Origin of the sequence: Streptomyces sp. NPDC015125 (assembly GCF_043080045.1) — a bacterium.
In the GTDB taxonomy this organism is placed as follows: Bacteria; Actinomycetota; Actinomycetes; order Streptomycetales; family Streptomycetaceae; genus Streptomyces.
In genome coordinates this window covers 230416-244802 of record NZ_JBIBVF010000011.1, presented here as the reverse complement: position 1 = coordinate 244802, position 14387 = coordinate 230416, and the positions used below count along the sequence as shown (strand labels likewise).

Annotated in this window: 13 protein-coding genes; 12 read left to right on the top strand and 1 reads right to left on the bottom strand. The window is 70.5% G+C overall.

Annotation, left to right across the window (positions count from 1 at the left end; translation table 11 throughout):
* The first annotated feature begins 192 nt into the window (after nucleotides 1–192).
* The 12 genes from ACF088_RS23805 (at nucleotide 193) to ACF088_RS23750 (ending at nucleotide 12946) form a co-directional block, all read left to right on the top strand.
* Nucleotides 193–744, top strand: a complete 552-nt coding sequence (locus ACF088_RS23805; protein WP_392377792.1) for a hypothetical protein — start codon at nucleotides 193–195, stop codon at nucleotides 742–744.
* Between the two features lie 151 nt (nucleotides 745–895).
* Nucleotides 896–1807 carry a pyridoxal 5'-phosphate synthase lyase subunit PdxS gene (gene pdxS / locus ACF088_RS23800; RefSeq protein ID WP_392377780.1) on the top strand — a complete coding sequence of 304 codons (912 nt, stop codon included), beginning with the start codon at nucleotides 896–898 and terminating at the stop codon, nucleotides 1805–1807.
* An 8-nt stretch (nucleotides 1808–1815) separates the two neighbouring features.
* Nucleotides 1816–2418, top strand: a complete 603-nt coding sequence (gene pdxT / locus ACF088_RS23795) for a pyridoxal 5'-phosphate synthase glutaminase subunit PdxT (protein WP_392377779.1) — start codon at nucleotides 1816–1818, stop codon at nucleotides 2416–2418.
* Between the two features lie 114 nt (nucleotides 2419–2532).
* The gene (locus ACF088_RS23790; protein WP_392377778.1) at nucleotides 2533–3285 is read left to right on the top strand and encodes a YebC/PmpR family DNA-binding transcriptional regulator; all 753 of its coding nucleotides are present in this window, start codon (nucleotides 2533–2535) and stop codon (nucleotides 3283–3285) included.
* Between the two features lie 171 nt (nucleotides 3286–3456).
* The gene (gene ruvC, locus ACF088_RS23785; RefSeq protein ID WP_392377777.1) at nucleotides 3457–4035 is read left to right on the top strand and encodes a crossover junction endodeoxyribonuclease RuvC; all 579 of its coding nucleotides are present in this window, start codon (nucleotides 3457–3459) and stop codon (nucleotides 4033–4035) included.
* Nucleotides 4032–4652, top strand: a complete 621-nt coding sequence (ruvA, locus tag ACF088_RS23780; RefSeq protein ID WP_392377776.1) for a Holliday junction branch migration protein RuvA — start codon at nucleotides 4032–4034, stop codon at nucleotides 4650–4652. The genes ruvC and ruvA overlap by 4 nt, the downstream gene beginning before the upstream one ends.
* Before the next feature lie 82 nt (nucleotides 4653–4734).
* The gene (gene ruvB / locus ACF088_RS23775) at nucleotides 4735–5826 is read left to right on the top strand and encodes a Holliday junction branch migration DNA helicase RuvB (RefSeq protein ID WP_392377775.1); all 1092 of its coding nucleotides are present in this window, start codon (nucleotides 4735–4737) and stop codon (nucleotides 5824–5826) included.
* A gap of 161 nt (nucleotides 5827–5987) precedes the next feature.
* Nucleotides 5988–6539 carry a preprotein translocase subunit YajC gene (gene yajC / locus ACF088_RS23770; protein WP_392377774.1) on the top strand — a complete coding sequence of 184 codons (552 nt, stop codon included), beginning with the start codon at nucleotides 5988–5990 and terminating at the stop codon, nucleotides 6537–6539.
* Nucleotides 6540–6690: 151 nt separating this feature from the next.
* On the top strand, nucleotides 6691–8475 hold the full coding sequence (secD, locus tag ACF088_RS23765) for a protein translocase subunit SecD (RefSeq protein ID WP_392377773.1): 1785 nt from the start codon (nucleotides 6691–6693) through the stop codon (nucleotides 8473–8475).
* A gap of 1 nt (nucleotide 8476) precedes the next feature.
* Nucleotides 8477–9598, top strand: a complete 1122-nt coding sequence (gene secF / locus ACF088_RS23760) for a protein translocase subunit SecF (protein WP_392377772.1) — start codon at nucleotides 8477–8479, stop codon at nucleotides 9596–9598.
* Nucleotides 9595–10143, top strand: coding sequence for an adenine phosphoribosyltransferase (locus ACF088_RS23755; protein ID WP_392377771.1), 549 nt, complete (start codon nucleotides 9595–9597; stop codon nucleotides 10141–10143). Before secF ends, ACF088_RS23755 begins: the two co-directional genes overlap by 4 nt.
* Before the next feature lie 208 nt (nucleotides 10144–10351).
* The gene (locus tag ACF088_RS23750) at nucleotides 10352–12946 is read left to right on the top strand and encodes a RelA/SpoT family protein (RefSeq protein WP_392377791.1); all 2595 of its coding nucleotides are present in this window, start codon (nucleotides 10352–10354) and stop codon (nucleotides 12944–12946) included.
* Between the two features lie 195 nt (nucleotides 12947–13141).
* Here ACF088_RS23750 and ACF088_RS23745 read toward each other — a convergent pair whose 3' ends face one another.
* Nucleotides 13142–14371 (bottom strand): DUF349 domain-containing protein, encoded by a 1230-nt coding sequence (locus tag ACF088_RS23745; protein WP_392377770.1) that lies wholly within the window; start codon nucleotides 14369–14371, stop codon nucleotides 13142–13144.
* Nucleotides 14372–14387 lie beyond the last annotated feature (16 nt).

Genomic DNA, 14387 nt, shown 5'->3' with positions numbered 1-14387 from the left:
GGCCGGAGCGGGTGGGGTGCCGGACGTAAAGCGAAGCAGTCCGGCACCCCACCCGCGCAGGCCCGTCACCGCACCCCGACAGCCCCGCGCAGCGGACCCGCCCCGCGCAGCGGACCCGCCCGCCGCCAGGCGAAATGGCGAGAGAGCCGAAAACGTGGGGCGAAAACAACGCGCCGCAGGCGCGTAAGGTGACTGGCCGTGACCACGTTCATCTGGATCGCCGCCGCGATCGTCCTCATCGGCATCTATCTGAGCTGGACGGCGGGCCGCCTCGACCGCCTGCACGCCCGTATCGACGCGGCCAGGGCGGCCCTCGACGCCCAACTGCTGCGGCGGGCGTCCGTCGCGCAGGAGGTGGGGACCTCGGGGATCCTCGATCCCGCCGCTTCGATCGTCCTCTACCAGGCCGCGCACGAGGCCCGGCAGGCGGCGGAGGACCACCGTGAAGTCGCGGAGAGTGAGCTGAGCCAGGCGCTGCGGGCGATCTTCGCCGAGGAGGCTCAGCTGGAGGCCGTGCGGGAAGCCCCGGGCGGTGAGCGAACGGTCACCGAACTCACCGCCGCGGTGCGCCGGGTCCCGATGGCCCGCCGTTTCCACAACGATGCCGTACGGGCTGCGCGCGCCGTCCGCCGGCACCGGGTGGTGCACTATCTGCGGCTGGCCGGCCATGCGCCCTTCCCGCTGGCCTTCGAGATGGACGACGAGCCCCCGGTCGTCCTGGACGACCGCTCGGCCGGGAACTGAGCGGGAAGCGGGACCCGGGCGGTGCGTGCCGCAAACTGCGACTCCCAGTAGCGACGAGCCACTGACCTCTAATTGGCCCTTTCCTCGGGCCACTCACTAACGGTTGTGTGGGCGCAGTAGTACAGCCACCCGGATTGAGTGAGGTCGAACCGTGTCCAGCACGCCCACCACGCCCCAGAACCCCGAGACCGGAACCGCGCGCGTCAAGCGCGGGATGGCCGAGCAGCTCAAGGGCGGCGTGATCATGGACGTCGTCACGCCGGAAGAGGCGAAGATCGCCGAGGACGCGGGCGCCGTCGCCGTCATGGCCCTGGAGCGGGTCCCCGCCGACATCCGCAAGGACGGCGGCGTGGCCCGGATGTCGGACCCCGACATGATCGACGGCATCATCAGCGCCGTCTCCATCCCGGTCATGGCCAAGTCCCGTATCGGTCACTTCGTCGAGGCCCAGGTCCTGCAGTCGCTCGGTGTCGACTACATCGACGAGTCCGAGGTCCTCACCCCGGCCGACGAGGTCAACCACTCCGACAAGTGGGCGTTCACCACCCCCTTCGTCTGTGGTGCCACCAACCTGGGCGAGGCGCTGCGCCGGATCGCCGAGGGCGCCGCCATGATCCGCTCCAAGGGCGAGGCCGGCACCGGCAACGTCGTCGAGGCGGTCCGCCACCTGCGGCAGATCAAGGGCGAGATCGCCAAGCTGCGCGGCTGTGACCACAACGAGCTGTTCGCCGCCGCCAAGGAGCTGCGCGCCCCGTACGAGCTGGTCAAGGAGGTCGCCGAGCTCGGCAAGCTGCCGGTCGTGCTGTTCTCCGCCGGTGGTGTCGCCACCCCGGCCGATGCCGCACTGATGCGTCAGCTCGGCGCCGAGGGCGTCTTCGTCGGCTCCGGCATCTTCAAGTCCGGTGACCCCGCCAAGCGCGCCGCCGCGATCGTGAAGGCCACCACCTTCTACGACGACCCCGCCGTCATCGCGGACGCCTCCCGCAACCTGGGCGAGGCCATGGTCGGCATCAACTGCGACACCCTCCCCGAGGCCGAGCGCTACGCCAACCGCGGCTGGTAGGACGGCAGATGAGCACCCCCACCATCGGTGTGCTGGCCCTCCAGGGCGACGTCCGCGAGCACCTCAGGGCGCTCGCGGACACCGGTGCCCAGGCTCGGCCGGTGCGCCGCTCCGAGGAGCTGGACGAGATCGACGGCCTGGTCATTCCGGGCGGCGAGTCCACCACGATGTCCAAGCTGGCCGTCGTCTTCGGCATGCTGGAGCCGCTGCGCGCCTTCGTCCGTGCGGGCAAGCCGGTCTACGGCACCTGCGCCGGCATGATCATGGTCGCGGACAAGCTGCTGGACGCCCGTGAGGACCAGGAGACGTTCGGCGGCATCGACATGATCGTGCGCCGTAACGCCTTCGGGCGGCAGAACGAGTCGTTCGAGGCGGCCATCGACGTCGCCCAGATCCCCGGCGGGCCGGTCGAGGGCGTCTTCATCCGGGCGCCCTGGGTCGAGTCGGTCGGCGGCGCGGTCGAGGTCCTGGCGACGTATGACGGGCACACCGTGGCCGTGCGGCAAGGTAACGTCCTCGCCACGTCTTTCCACCCGGAGCTCACCGGTGACCACCGGGTCCACGCTCTGTTCGTGGACATGGTGCGGCGCGCCTTGGGAGACATCCCCTAGCGGGCCGTCCGGCGTTGGTGGCCGGGTGACGGGCGGGAGTAACACCGTGTGACCCGGCCCCGGTAGGATCTGAGGCGTTCATTCAGACGTTGGTTACGCGAAGGAGACAGGCGGATGTCCGGCCACTCTAAATGGGCTACGACGAAGCACAAGAAGGCCGTGATCGATGCCAAGCGCGGCAAGCTCTTCGCGAAGCTGATCAAGAACATCGAGGTCGCGGCCCGTACCGGCGGCGCCGACCCGGACGGCAATCCGACCCTCTTCGACGCCATCCAGAAGGCCAAGAAGAGCTCGGTGCCCAACAAGAACATCGACTCCGCGGTCAAGCGCGGTGCGGGTCTCGAGGCCGGTGGCGCCGAGTACGAAACCATCATGTACGAGGGGTACGGCCCCAACGGTGTCGCGGTGCTCATCGAGTGCCTCACCGACAACCGCAACCGTGCCGCCTCGGACGTCCGCGTCGCCATGACCCGCAACGGCGGTTCGATGGCCGACCCGGGTTCGGTGTCGTACCTGTTCAACCGCAAGGGCGTGGTGATCGTCCCCAAGGGTGAACTGACCGAGGACGACGTCCTGGGCGCGGTGCTGGACGCGGGCGCCGAGGAGGTCAACGACCTCGGCGAGTCCTTCGAGGTGCTCAGCGAGGCCACCGACCTGGTCGCGGTCCGCAGTGCCCTCCAGGAGTCCGGCATCGACTACGACTCGGCCGACGCCAACTTCGTCCCGACCATGCAGGTCGAGCTGGAGGAAGAGGGCGCGCGCAAGATCTTCAAGCTGATCGACGCGCTGGAGGACAGCGACGACGTGCAGAACGTCTTCGCCAACTTCGATGTCTCGGACGATGTGATGGCCAAGGTCGACGCCTGACAGGCGTGGCACGCTCGGTCGACTGACGGGCCGACGGGGACACACCCCGTCGGCCCGTCCGTTTGTCAGTGGCAGCCATTACTGTGCTGATCAGGGGGCATTCGCTCTCTTCAGGGGGCATGCGCTCCCCGATCGGGTACAGCCGGGCGACAGTACGAGGGGCGGGGAGCGATGAAGGTGCTGGGGGTGGACCCGGGGCTGACGCGCTGCGGGGTCGGTGTGGTCGACGGGGTCGCGGGGCGCCCGCTGACCATGGTCGGCGTCGGTGTCGTCCGCACCCCCGCGGACGCCGAGATCGCGCACCGTCTCGTCGAGATCGAGCGCGGCATAGACGCCTGGCTCGACGAGTACCGCCCGGAGTACGTCGCCGTGGAGCGGGTCTTCAGCCAGCACAACGTCCGTACGGTCATGGGCACCGCCCAGGCCAGCGCGGTCGCCATGCTGTGCGCCGCCCGGCGCGGGCTGCCGGTCGCGCTGCACACCCCCAGCGAGGTCAAGGCCGCGGTCACCGGATCGGGCCGGGCCGACAAGGCCCAGGTCGGGGCGATGGTCACGCGTCTGCTGCGGCTGGACGCACCGCCGAAACCGGCCGACGCCGCCGATGCCCTGGCGCTGGCCATCTGTCACATCTGGCGCGCCCCCGCGGTCAACCGCCTCCAGCAGGCACATGCCGCGGCCCGCCGCGCCGCTTCCGCCACCGTCCCGTCCTCCGGCACCCGCCGGACGAATCCCCAGAAGGGCACCCGATGATCGCCTTCGTCTCCGGCCCGGTCGCGGCCCTCGCCCCGGACACCGCCGTCGTCGAGGTCGGCGGTATCGGCATGGCCGTCCAGTGCACGCCGAACACCCTGTCCGCCCTGCGTATCGGACAGCCGGCCAAGCTCGCCACCTCCCTCGTGGTCCGCGAGGACTCGCTCACCCTCTACGGCTTCGCCGACGACGACGAGCGACAGACCTTCGAACTGCTGCAGACCGCCAGCGGCGTCGGCCCCCGGCTCGCCCAGGCGATGCTGGCCGTGCACACCCCGGACACCCTGCGCCTCGCCGTCTCCACCGGCGACGAGAAGACCCTCACCGCCGTCCCCGGTATCGGCAAGAAGGGCGCACAGAAGCTGCTCCTGGAGCTCAAGGACCGGCTCGGCGAGCCGCTGGGCACCGGCCGCGCGGGCGTCGGCAGCGCCGTCACGGCCGGCTGGCGCGACCAGCTGCACGCCGCCCTGATCGGCCTCGGCTACGCCACCCGCGAGGCGGACGAAGCGGTCACCGCGGTCGCCCCGCAGGCCGAGGCGGCCGTCGCCGAGGGCGGTACGCCCCAGGTGCCGCAGCTGCTCAAGGCGGCCCTGCAGACTCTGAACCGGGCGCGATGACCGCCGCCGGCCGGGCTTCGCGCCCCCGACCGTACGACCACACAGGCGGCCCGGCCGCCCCGACCCCACGAGGCAATCCGCAGTGAACTGGGACGACACCGCACCGCACACCGCCGAGGACGCCGCCCCGGGGGCGGCCGACCGGCTGGTCGGAGCCGATGCGGACGGCGAGGACACCGCCGTCGAGGCCGCGCTGCGGCCCAAGGACCTGGAGGAGTTCGTCGGCCAGGAGCGGGTGCGCGAACAGCTCGACCTGGTGCTGCGCGCCGCCCGCGCCCGTGGCGCCACCGCCGACCATGTCCTGCTGTCCGGGGCGCCGGGCCTCGGCAAGACGACCCTCTCCATGATCATTGCCGCTGAGATGGGCGCCCCGATCAGGATCACCTCCGGGCCCGCCATCCAGCACGCCGGTGACCTCGCCGCAATCCTCTCCTCCCTCCAGGAGGGGGAGGTCCTCTTTCTCGACGAGATCCACCGGATGTCCCGGCCCGCCGAGGAAATGCTCTATATGGCGATGGAGGACTTCCGCGTCGACGTGATCGTCGGCAAGGGCCCGGGAGCCACCGCCATCCCTCTTGAGCTCCCCCCGTTCACCCTGGTCGGGGCCACGACCAGGGCCGGTCTGCTGCCGCCCCCGCTCCGTGACCGCTTCGGCTTCACCGCCCATATGGAGTTCTACGCCCCCGCCGAGCTGGAGCGGGTCATCCACCGCTCGGCCGGGCTGCTGGACCTCGACATAGAACCCGAGGGCGCCGCCGAGATCGCCGGCCGCTCCCGCGGCACGCCCCGTATCGCCAACCGCCTGCTGCGCCGCGTCCGCGACTATGCCCAGGTGAAGGCCGACGGCCTGATCACCCGCGAGATCGCTTCCCACGCCCTCGGGGTCTACGAGGTCGACGCCCGCGGCCTGGACCGCCTCGACCGCGCCGTGCTCACGGCCCTGCTCAAGCTGTTCGGCGGCGGCCCGGTGGGCCTGTCCACCCTTGCGGTCGCGGTGGGGGAGGAGCGGGAGACCGTCGAGGAGGTCGCCGAGCCGTTCCTCGTACGGGAAGGACTGCTGGCCAGGACACCCCGGGGCAGGATCGCGACCCCGGCCGCATGGGCTCATCTGGGCCTCGTTCCACCGCAGCAGCAAACCGGCGGAAGCGGACAGCAGGGCTTGTTCGGGGCGTGACGGCGCGGGGACTCGCCCGGTCAGGAACTGCGGTGGGATGCTGGGCGTTGTTCCACTGGTGGGGACTCGCCTAGACTCCGCCGATGCCGTTCGTATGGACGGCAGACCCACCCCCGTATATGAGACCGCGCATCAGCGGTCGTGCGAAGGATTTCCGTCCCGTGAGTATCGTGACTCTCCTCCCCTTCATCGTCCTCATCGGGGCCATGTTCCTGATGACCCGGTCTGCCAAGAAGAAGCAGCAGGCGGCCGCGCAGATGCGCAACGAAATGCAGGCCGGCACCGGCGTCCGGACGATCGGCGGCATGTACGCCACCGTCAAGGAAATCCACGAGGAAACCGTCCTCCTGGAGGTCGCCCCCGGTGTGCACGCGATCTACGCCAAGAACGCCATCGGCGCGGTGCTCGCGGACGAGGAGTACAACCGCATCCTGGACGGTGCCGACCCGATCCACGGCGACGAGCCGATCGTCCCGGACGACGCCTCCTCGCTGACCGGCGCCGCCGCCGGCGAGGCCGCCGAAAAGGGTGACCAGGGCGACAAGATCGACCTGGGCAAGGCCGAGACCCCGGCCGCCGAGGCCGCCGCGGACAAGCCTGCCGCCGCCGAGGCGGGGGACACCAAGGCCGCCGGCGACGCCAAGGACACCGTCAAGGCCGACGCGGACACCGCCAAGGACGACAAGAAGTCCGGCGACGACGAAGCGAAGTAGTCCGCCCCACGGAACCGCGGAGCATGCGTGCTGTGTCGTGCGCCGCGGTTCCGGGACGGTCTAGGCTCCGGCGGGGGCACGTCCCCACAAGACTTCGTGGCTCCTCGGCCGGCAACCCGGGCCGAGGGGTTGGACAGGGAGATACGAGAAGGTGGCAGCACCGAAGAAGGGCCGCAGGGCGCCCGCGAGCCAGGGGCATCCGGGCCGCACCCTGATCCTGGTCCTGATCGCCATGGCAGGGCTGATCGGAGGCATGTTCTACTCCGGCACGCTGACGCCGCGACTGGGCATCGACCTGGCGGGCGGCACCAGCTTCACGCTGGCGGCCCAGAACCAGCCGGGCAAGCCCAACGCGATCAACGAGACCAACATGAAAACCGCCGCCGACATCATGGAGCGACGGGTCAACGGTCTCGGTGTGACCGAGTCCGAGGTGCAGACGCAGGGCAGCAACCACATCATCGTGAACATCCCCAAGGGGACGGACGCGAAGCAGGCGCGCAAGCAGGTCGGCACCACCGCCCAGCTCGGGTTCCGGCCGGTGCTGACCGGCGCCGCGGGTACCAAGACACCCGAGCAGCCCAAGCCCGGCCCCTCCCAGAGCGGTGCGAACGGCAAGGGCAAGGGCGACAAGGCCGCCGGTGACCCGGCCAAGAACCAGCCGGGCAGCGGGCAGAAGGCCGCTGCCCCGCAGTCGCCGAGCTCCAAGCCGTCGACGCAGGGCCGCGCGGTGACCGCTTCGCTGAAGAAGGCGCCCTCCGCCAAGCCCACCCCCTCCGGCAAGCCTTCCGCGCCCCCGGTGCAGCCGACGCCTCCGGGCGGCGCGGCCATCCCGCCGGCCCTCCAGAAGCAGCTCAACGCGCTGGACTGTTCCTCGAAGGCGAGCCGCTCCGCCGCCGGTGAGAAGGCCGCCAACACCAAGCCGTCCGACCCGATCGTGGCCTGCAATCAAGACGGCAGGGAGAAGTACGTACTCGGCCCCGTCGCCGTCGAGGGCACGGACGTCAGCAGCGCCAAGGCGACCTTCGACAGCCAGCAGGGCCAGGGCTGGATCGTCCAGATGGACTTCACCTCCGACGGCGGCAAGAAGTTCGGGGACATCACCGGCAAGCTCGCCACCAAGGCGCCGCCGCAGAACAGGTTCGGGATCGTCCTGGACGGCGCGGTCGTGTCCGCTCCCTCGGTCGACAAGGCCATCATGGGCGGCGGAGCCACCATCTCCGGCGGCTTCACCCAGCAGTCCGCCGAGGACCTGGGCAACATGCTGTCCTACGGTGCCCTGCCGCTCTCCTTCAAGATCGACGACGAGACCACGGTCACCGCGGCGCTCGGCGGCGAGCAGCTGCACGCCGGTCTGATCGCCGGCGCCATCGGCCTCGCGCTGGTCGTCATCTACCTCGTCGCCTACTACCGGGGGCTGGCGCTGGTCGCGCTGGCGAGCCTGGGCGTCTCGGCGGTCCTGACGTACACGATCATGACCTTGCTCGGCCCGGCCATCGGGTTCGCGCTGAACCTCCCGGCGGTCTGTGGTGCCATCGTCGCCATCGGTATCACCGCCGACTCGTTCATCGTCTACTTCGAACGCATCCGGGACGAGATCCGGGAGGGACGCACCCTGCGTCCGGCCGTCGAGCGCGGCTGGCCGCGGGCCCGCCGCACGATCCTGGTCTCCGACTTCGTGTCGTTCCTGGCCGCGGCGGTGCTGTTCATCGTCACCGTCGGCAAGGTCCAGGGCTTTGCCTTCACGCTCGGCCTGACCACCGTCCTCGACGTCGTCGTGGTCTTCCTCTTCACCAAGCCCCTGATGACACTGCTGGCCCGGCGCAAGTTCTTCTCCGACGGCCATTCCTGGTCCGGCCTCGATCCCAAGCGCCTGGGCGCCAAGCCGCCGCTGCGCCGTCGTCGCGGCGCCGCCCCCACCACGAAGGAGGCGTGAGATGTCCAAGCTCGGCAACATCGGCGCCCGGCTTTACCGCGGCGAGGTCGGCTACGACTTCATCGGCAAGCGGAAGATCTGGTACGGCCTCTCGATCCTCATCACCGTCGTGGCCATCGTCGGCCTGGGGGTGCGCGGCCTGAACATGGGCATCGAGTTCTCCGGCGGCGCGGTCTTCACCACCCCTAAGACCTCCGTCTCCGCCCCGGAGGCCCAGCACAAGGCCGAGTCGGTGGCCGGCGGCCACCAGGCCGTGGTGCAGAAGCTCGGCGGCGGCGCGCTGCGCATCCAGATCAGCGGTCTGGACACCAAGCAGTCGGTGCCGGTCCAAGAAGAGCTCGCCAAGGACCTGAACGTCCCGGTCAAGAACGTCAACACCCAGCTGGTCGGCCCGAGTTGGGGTGAGCAGATCGCCAACAAGGCATGGCTGGGCCTGGGGATCTTCATGGTCCTCGTGGTGCTCTATCTGGCCATCGCCTTCGAGTGGCGGATGGCGGTGGCCGCCCTGATCGCGCTGATCCACGACCTGACGATCACGGTCGGCATCTACGCCCTGGTCGGCTTCGAGGTCACCCCGGGCACGGTCATCGGTCTGCTGACGATCCTCGGTTACTCCCTGTACGACACGGTCGTCGTCTTCGACAGCCTCAAGGAAGCCTCCAAGGACATCACCAAGCAGACCCGCTTCACCTACGGCGAGATCGCCAACCGCAGCATCAACGGCACCCTGGTGCGCTCCATCAACACCACCGTCGTGGCACTGCTCCCGGTCGCCGGTCTGCTGTTCGTCGGCGGCGGCGTCCTGGGCGCGGGCATGCTCAACGACATCTCGCTGGCCCTGTTCGTCGGCCTCGCCGCCGGTGCGTACTCCTCGATCTTCATCGCGACCCCGCTGGTCGCGGACCTCAAGAGCCGCGAGCCGCAGATAAAGGCACTGGCCAAGCGGGTGCAGGCGAAGCGTGCCGCGGCCGAGGCCAAGGACGCGGGCCAGGAGGACGGGCCGGACGCGGTCCCCGCCGGGGCGGACGCCGAGGACGGCGACGGCACCGCGGTCGTCGGCCCCCGGCAGCAGCCCGCCTCCCGCAACCGCGGACGCGGCCGCCCGTCGGGCAAGCGCCGGTGAGCGCCCCCGTGGAGCTGCGTGAGCTGCTGCTCAGCCGGATCGCGGACGTTCCGGACTACCCACAGCCGGGCGTGGTGTTCAAGGACATCACCCCGCTGCTGGCCGACCCGGCAGCCTTCGGTGCGCTGACCGAGGCGTTCGCCGAGCTGTGCGGGCGGCACCGCGTGGACAAGATCGTGGGCCTGGAGGCCCGCGGCTTCATACTCGCCGCTCCGGTCGCGGTCCGGGCCGGTGTCGGCTTCGTCCCCGTACGCAAGGCGGGCAAGCTGCCCGGCACGACGCTCGGACAGGCGTACGAGCTGGAGTACGGCACGGCCGAGATCGAGATGCACGCCGATGCGCTGGCCCCGGGCGACCGGGTGCTGGTGATCGACGACGTCCTCGCCACCGGCGGCACCGCCGACGCCTCGCTGCAGCTCATCCGCCGCGCGGGCGCCGAGGTCGCGGGCGTGGCCGTCCTGCTGGAGCTGGGCTTCCTGGCCGGGCGGGAGCGGCTGGAGCCGGGCCTGAAGGGCGCCGCGCTGGAGGCCCTGATCACGGTCTGAGCCGCGCTCGCACGGCACCGTCGCGCAAACAGGGGCATCCGGAAGAATCCGGGTGCCCCTGCTGCTGTGTCATGTACGGAACCTCGGCCGCGGGGGAGTCGCGGCCCCGAGGTCGATACCATGGCACCCCGGCCCGTTCGAGGTCCTGGGGTCCGGAACCGCTTGAGGAGTGCTCTTGCCAGACGAGGCCCAGCCGCCCTCCCCCGGACTGCGTCCGGCGGGATCCGACGCCGCGCGCCCGGACGAGCCGAAGCCGGCGGCCGCGGCTTCCTCGAACGCGCCCCAGCCCGAGCGGCAGGGTGCGTCCGACGGCACCACCGCGCCCCGGCCCCCGGCCGGTGGATCCACCGCGTCCCAGGCGCCCACCGAGCGGCCCCGTACGGCGCCCAAGCCGGGTCCGGCGGCCTCCTCGCCCCAGCCGGCGGCACCGTCCCGCGCGGCCAAGCCGCCCGCCAAGGCCGACCAGCCCGCCCCGCCCAAGCCGCCGGCCCCCACCCCCGCCGGCCGCTCCGGCTCGCCCAACCGGGTACGGGCCCGCCTCGCCCGGCTCGGCGTCCAGCGCTCCAGCCCGTACAACCCGGTCCTGGAGCCGCTGCTGCGGGCCGTCCGCGGCAACGACCCCAAGATCGAGACCGGGACGCTGCGCCAGATCGAGCGCGCCTATCAGGTCGCCGAGCGCTGGCACCGCGGCCAGAAGCGCAAGAGCGGCGACCCGTACATCACCCACCCGCTCGCGGTGACGACGATCCTCGCCGAGCTGGGCATGGACCCGGCGACCCTGATGGCCGGCCTGCTGCACGACACCGTCGAGGACACCGAATACGGCCTGGACACCCTGCGCGGCGACTTCGGCGACCAGGTCGCGCTGCTGGTCGACGGCGTCACCAAGCTCGACCGCGTCAAGTTCGGTGAGGCCGCGCAGGCCGAGACGGTGCGCAAGATGGTCGTCGCGATGGCCAAGGACCCGCGCGTCCTGGTCATCAAGCTCGCCGACCGGCTGCACAACATGCGCACCATGCGCTACCTCAAGCGGGAGAAGCAGGAGAAGAAGGCCCGCGAGACGCTGGAGATCTACGCTCCGCTCGCCCACCGCCTGGGCATGAACACCATCAAGTGGGAGCTGGAGGACCTCGCCTTCGCGATCCTCTACCCCAAGATGTACGACGAGATCGTCCGGCTGGTCGCCGAGCGGGCGCCCAAGCGCGACGAGTACCTGGCCATAGTGACCGACGAGGTCCAGGCCGATCTGCGGTCCGCCCGGATCAAGGCCACGGTCACCGGCCGCCCGAAGCACTACTACAGCGTCTACCAGAAGATGATCGTGCGCGGCCGCGACTTCGCCGAGATCTACGACCTGGTGGGCATCCGCGTCCTCGTCGACACCGTCCGCGACTGCTACGCCGCCCTCGGCACCATCCACGCGCGATGGAACCCGGTCCCCGGCCGGTTCAAGGACTACATCGCGATGCCGAAGTTCAACATGTACCAGTCGCTGCACACGACGGTGATCGGCCCCAGCGGCAAGCCTGTTGAGCTTCAGATCCGCACCTTCGACATGCACCGCCGCGCCGAGTACGGCATCGCCGCCCACTGGAAGTACAAGCAGGAGGCGGTGGCGGGGGCCTCCAAGATCCGTACGGATGTCCCGAAGAACGCCGGCAAGGGCCAGGACACCGTCAACGACATGGCCTGGCTGCGCCAGTTGCTGGACTGGCAGAAGGAGACCGAGGACCCGGGCGAGTTCCTGGAGTCGCTGCGCTTCGACCTGTCCCGCAACGAAGTCTTCGTCTTCACGCCCAAGGGCGACGTCATAGCGCTGCCGGCCGGTGCCACCCCCGTCGACTTCGCGTACGCGGTGCACACCGAGGTCGGCCACCGCACGATAGGAGCGCGGGTCAACGGGCGCCTCGTCCCGCTCGAATCGACCCTGGACAACGGCGACTTGGTGGAGGTCTTCACCTCCAAGGCAACGGGCGCCGGGCCCTCCCGCGACTGGCTCGGCTTCGTCAAGTCCCCGCGCGCCCGCAACAAGATCCGCGGCTGGTTCTCCAAGGAGCGCCGCGACGAGGCCATCGAGCAGGGCAAGGACGCCATCGCGCGCGCCATGCGCAAGCAGAACCTGCCGATCCAGCGGATCCTGACCGGTGACTCCCTGGTCACCCTTGCGCACGAGATGCGCTACCCGGACATCTCCTCGCTCTACGCCGCCATCGGCGAGGGCCATGTCGCAGCCCAGGGCGTCGTCCAGAAGCTGGTACAGGCGCTCGGCGGCCAGGACGAGGCCACCGAGGACATCGCCGAGTCCACCCCGATCCGGCCGCGCTCCAAGCGCCGCTCCAGCGCCGACCCCGGTGTGGTCGTCAAGGGCGTCGACGATGTCTGGGTCAAGCTCGCCCGGTGTTGTACGCCGGTGCCGGGCGACCCCATCATCGGCTTCGTCACCCGCGGCAACGGCGTCTCGGTACACCGCGCCGACTGCGTCAACGTCGACTCGCTGTCCCGGCAGCCGGAGCGGATCCTGGACGTCGAGTGGGCGCCCACCCAGTCCTCGGTCTTCCTGGTCGCCATCCAGGTCGAGGCGCTGGACCGCTCCCGCCTGCTGTCGGACGTCACCCGGATCCTGTCCGACCAGCACGTCAACATCCTGTCGGCCGCCGTCCAGACCTCCCGTGACCGCGTGGCCACCTCCCGCTTCACCTTCGAGATGGGCGACCCGAAGCACCTGGGGCACGTCCTGAAGGCCGTACGGGGCGTGGAGGGCGTATACGACGTCTATCGGGTGACCTCGGCCCGCCGGCCGTAACCGCGCACGAAAGGGGGCCCCGGTACGCAAGTACCGGGGCCCCTCCTCGTATCAGGCACCTCAGCCATTAATTGCGGAACCACGAGGGCGATCAGCCACCTCCGCGAGAGCGGCGCCGGTTGAGGCGCAAAGAGGTGCGGAACCACAAGGGCGATCAACCAGCTCCGCGAGAGCGGCGCCGGTTGAGGCGCAACATCACCCGCCGAACTCCTCCAGGCCCTTGAGCGCCTGGTCCAGCAGCGACTTGCGGCCCTCCAGCTCCCGGCCGAGCTTGTCGGCCTTGGCGTTGTTGCCCGCCGCCCGGGCCGTGTCGATCTGCTTCTGCAGCTTGTCGACCGCGTCCTGGAGCTGGCCGGTCAGCCCCGCGGCGCGGGCCCGCGCCTCAGGATTCGTCCGCCGCCACTCGCTCTCCTCGGCCTCCTGGATGGCGCGCTCGACGGCGTGCATCCGGCCCTCGATCTTGGGGCGGGCGTCCCGGGGGACATGGCCGATGGCCTCCCACCGCTCGTTGATCGAGCGGAACGCCGACCGCGCGCCCTTCAGGTCCGAGACGGGGAGCAGCTTCTCGGCCTCGACGGCCAGCTCCTCCTTGCGGGTCAGGTTCTCCCGCTGCTCGGCGTCGCGCTCCGCGAAGATCTCACCGCGCGCCTGGAAGAAGATGTCCTGGGCGCCGCGGAAGCGGTTCCACAGGTCGTCCTCCTGCTCACGCTGGGCGCGGCCCGCGGCCTTCCAGTCGGCCATCAACTCGCGGTAGCGGGCCGCGGTGGCCCCCCAGTCCGTCGAGTTCGACAGCGACTCGGCCTCGGCGACCAGCTTCTCCTTCGCCTTACGGGACTCCTCGCGCTGCGCGTCCAGCGACGCGAAGTGCGCCTTGCGGCGCTTGGAGAACGCCGAGCGGGCGTGCGAGAAGCGGTGCCACAGTTCGTCGTCCGCCTTGCGGTCGAGCCGCGGCAGGCCCTTCCAGGTGTCGACCAGTGCGCGCAGCCGCTCGCCGGCCGCCCGCCACTGCTCACTGGCCGCCAGCTCCTCGGCCTCGGTGACCAGCTTCTCCTTGGCCTGCCGGGCCTCGTCGCTCTGCTTCGCCTTTTGGGCCTTGCGCTCCTCGCGGCGCGACTCGACGGCCTCGACGAGCTTGTCCAGCCGCTTGCGCAGCGCGTCCAGATCGCCCACCGCGTGGTGTTCGTCGACCTGGGTGCGCAGATGGTCGATCGCGGTCGTCGCGTCCTTCGCCGACAGGTCGGTGGTCTTGACCCGGCGCTCGAGGAGGCCGATCTCGACGACCAGGCCCTCATACTTGCGCTCGAAGTAGGCGAGGGCCTCCTCGGGAGTTCCCGCCTGCCACGATCCGACGACCTGCTCGCCCTCGGCGGTACGCACGTACACGGTCCCCGTCTCGTCGACGCGGCCCCATGGGTCGCTGCTCACAGCGCCTCCTCCACAT

Bases quoted from the DNA above. Each gene is read 5' to 3' on its own strand.
- pdxT (WP_392377779.1), top strand. From the start codon at position 1,816: ATGAGCACCCCCACCATCGGTGTGCTGGCCCTCCAGGGCGACGTCCGC.
- ACF088_RS23790 (WP_392377778.1), top strand. From the start codon at position 2,533: ATGTCCGGCCACTCTAAATGGGCTACGACGAAGCACAAGAAGGCCGTG.
- ruvC (WP_392377777.1), top strand. From the start codon at position 3,457: ATGAAGGTGCTGGGGGTGGACCCGGGGCTGACGCGCTGCGGGGTCGGT.
- ruvA (WP_392377776.1), top strand. From the start codon at position 4,032: ATGATCGCCTTCGTCTCCGGCCCGGTCGCGGCCCTCGCCCCGGACACC.
- secF (WP_392377772.1), top strand. From the start codon at position 8,477: ATGTCCAAGCTCGGCAACATCGGCGCCCGGCTTTACCGCGGCGAGGTC.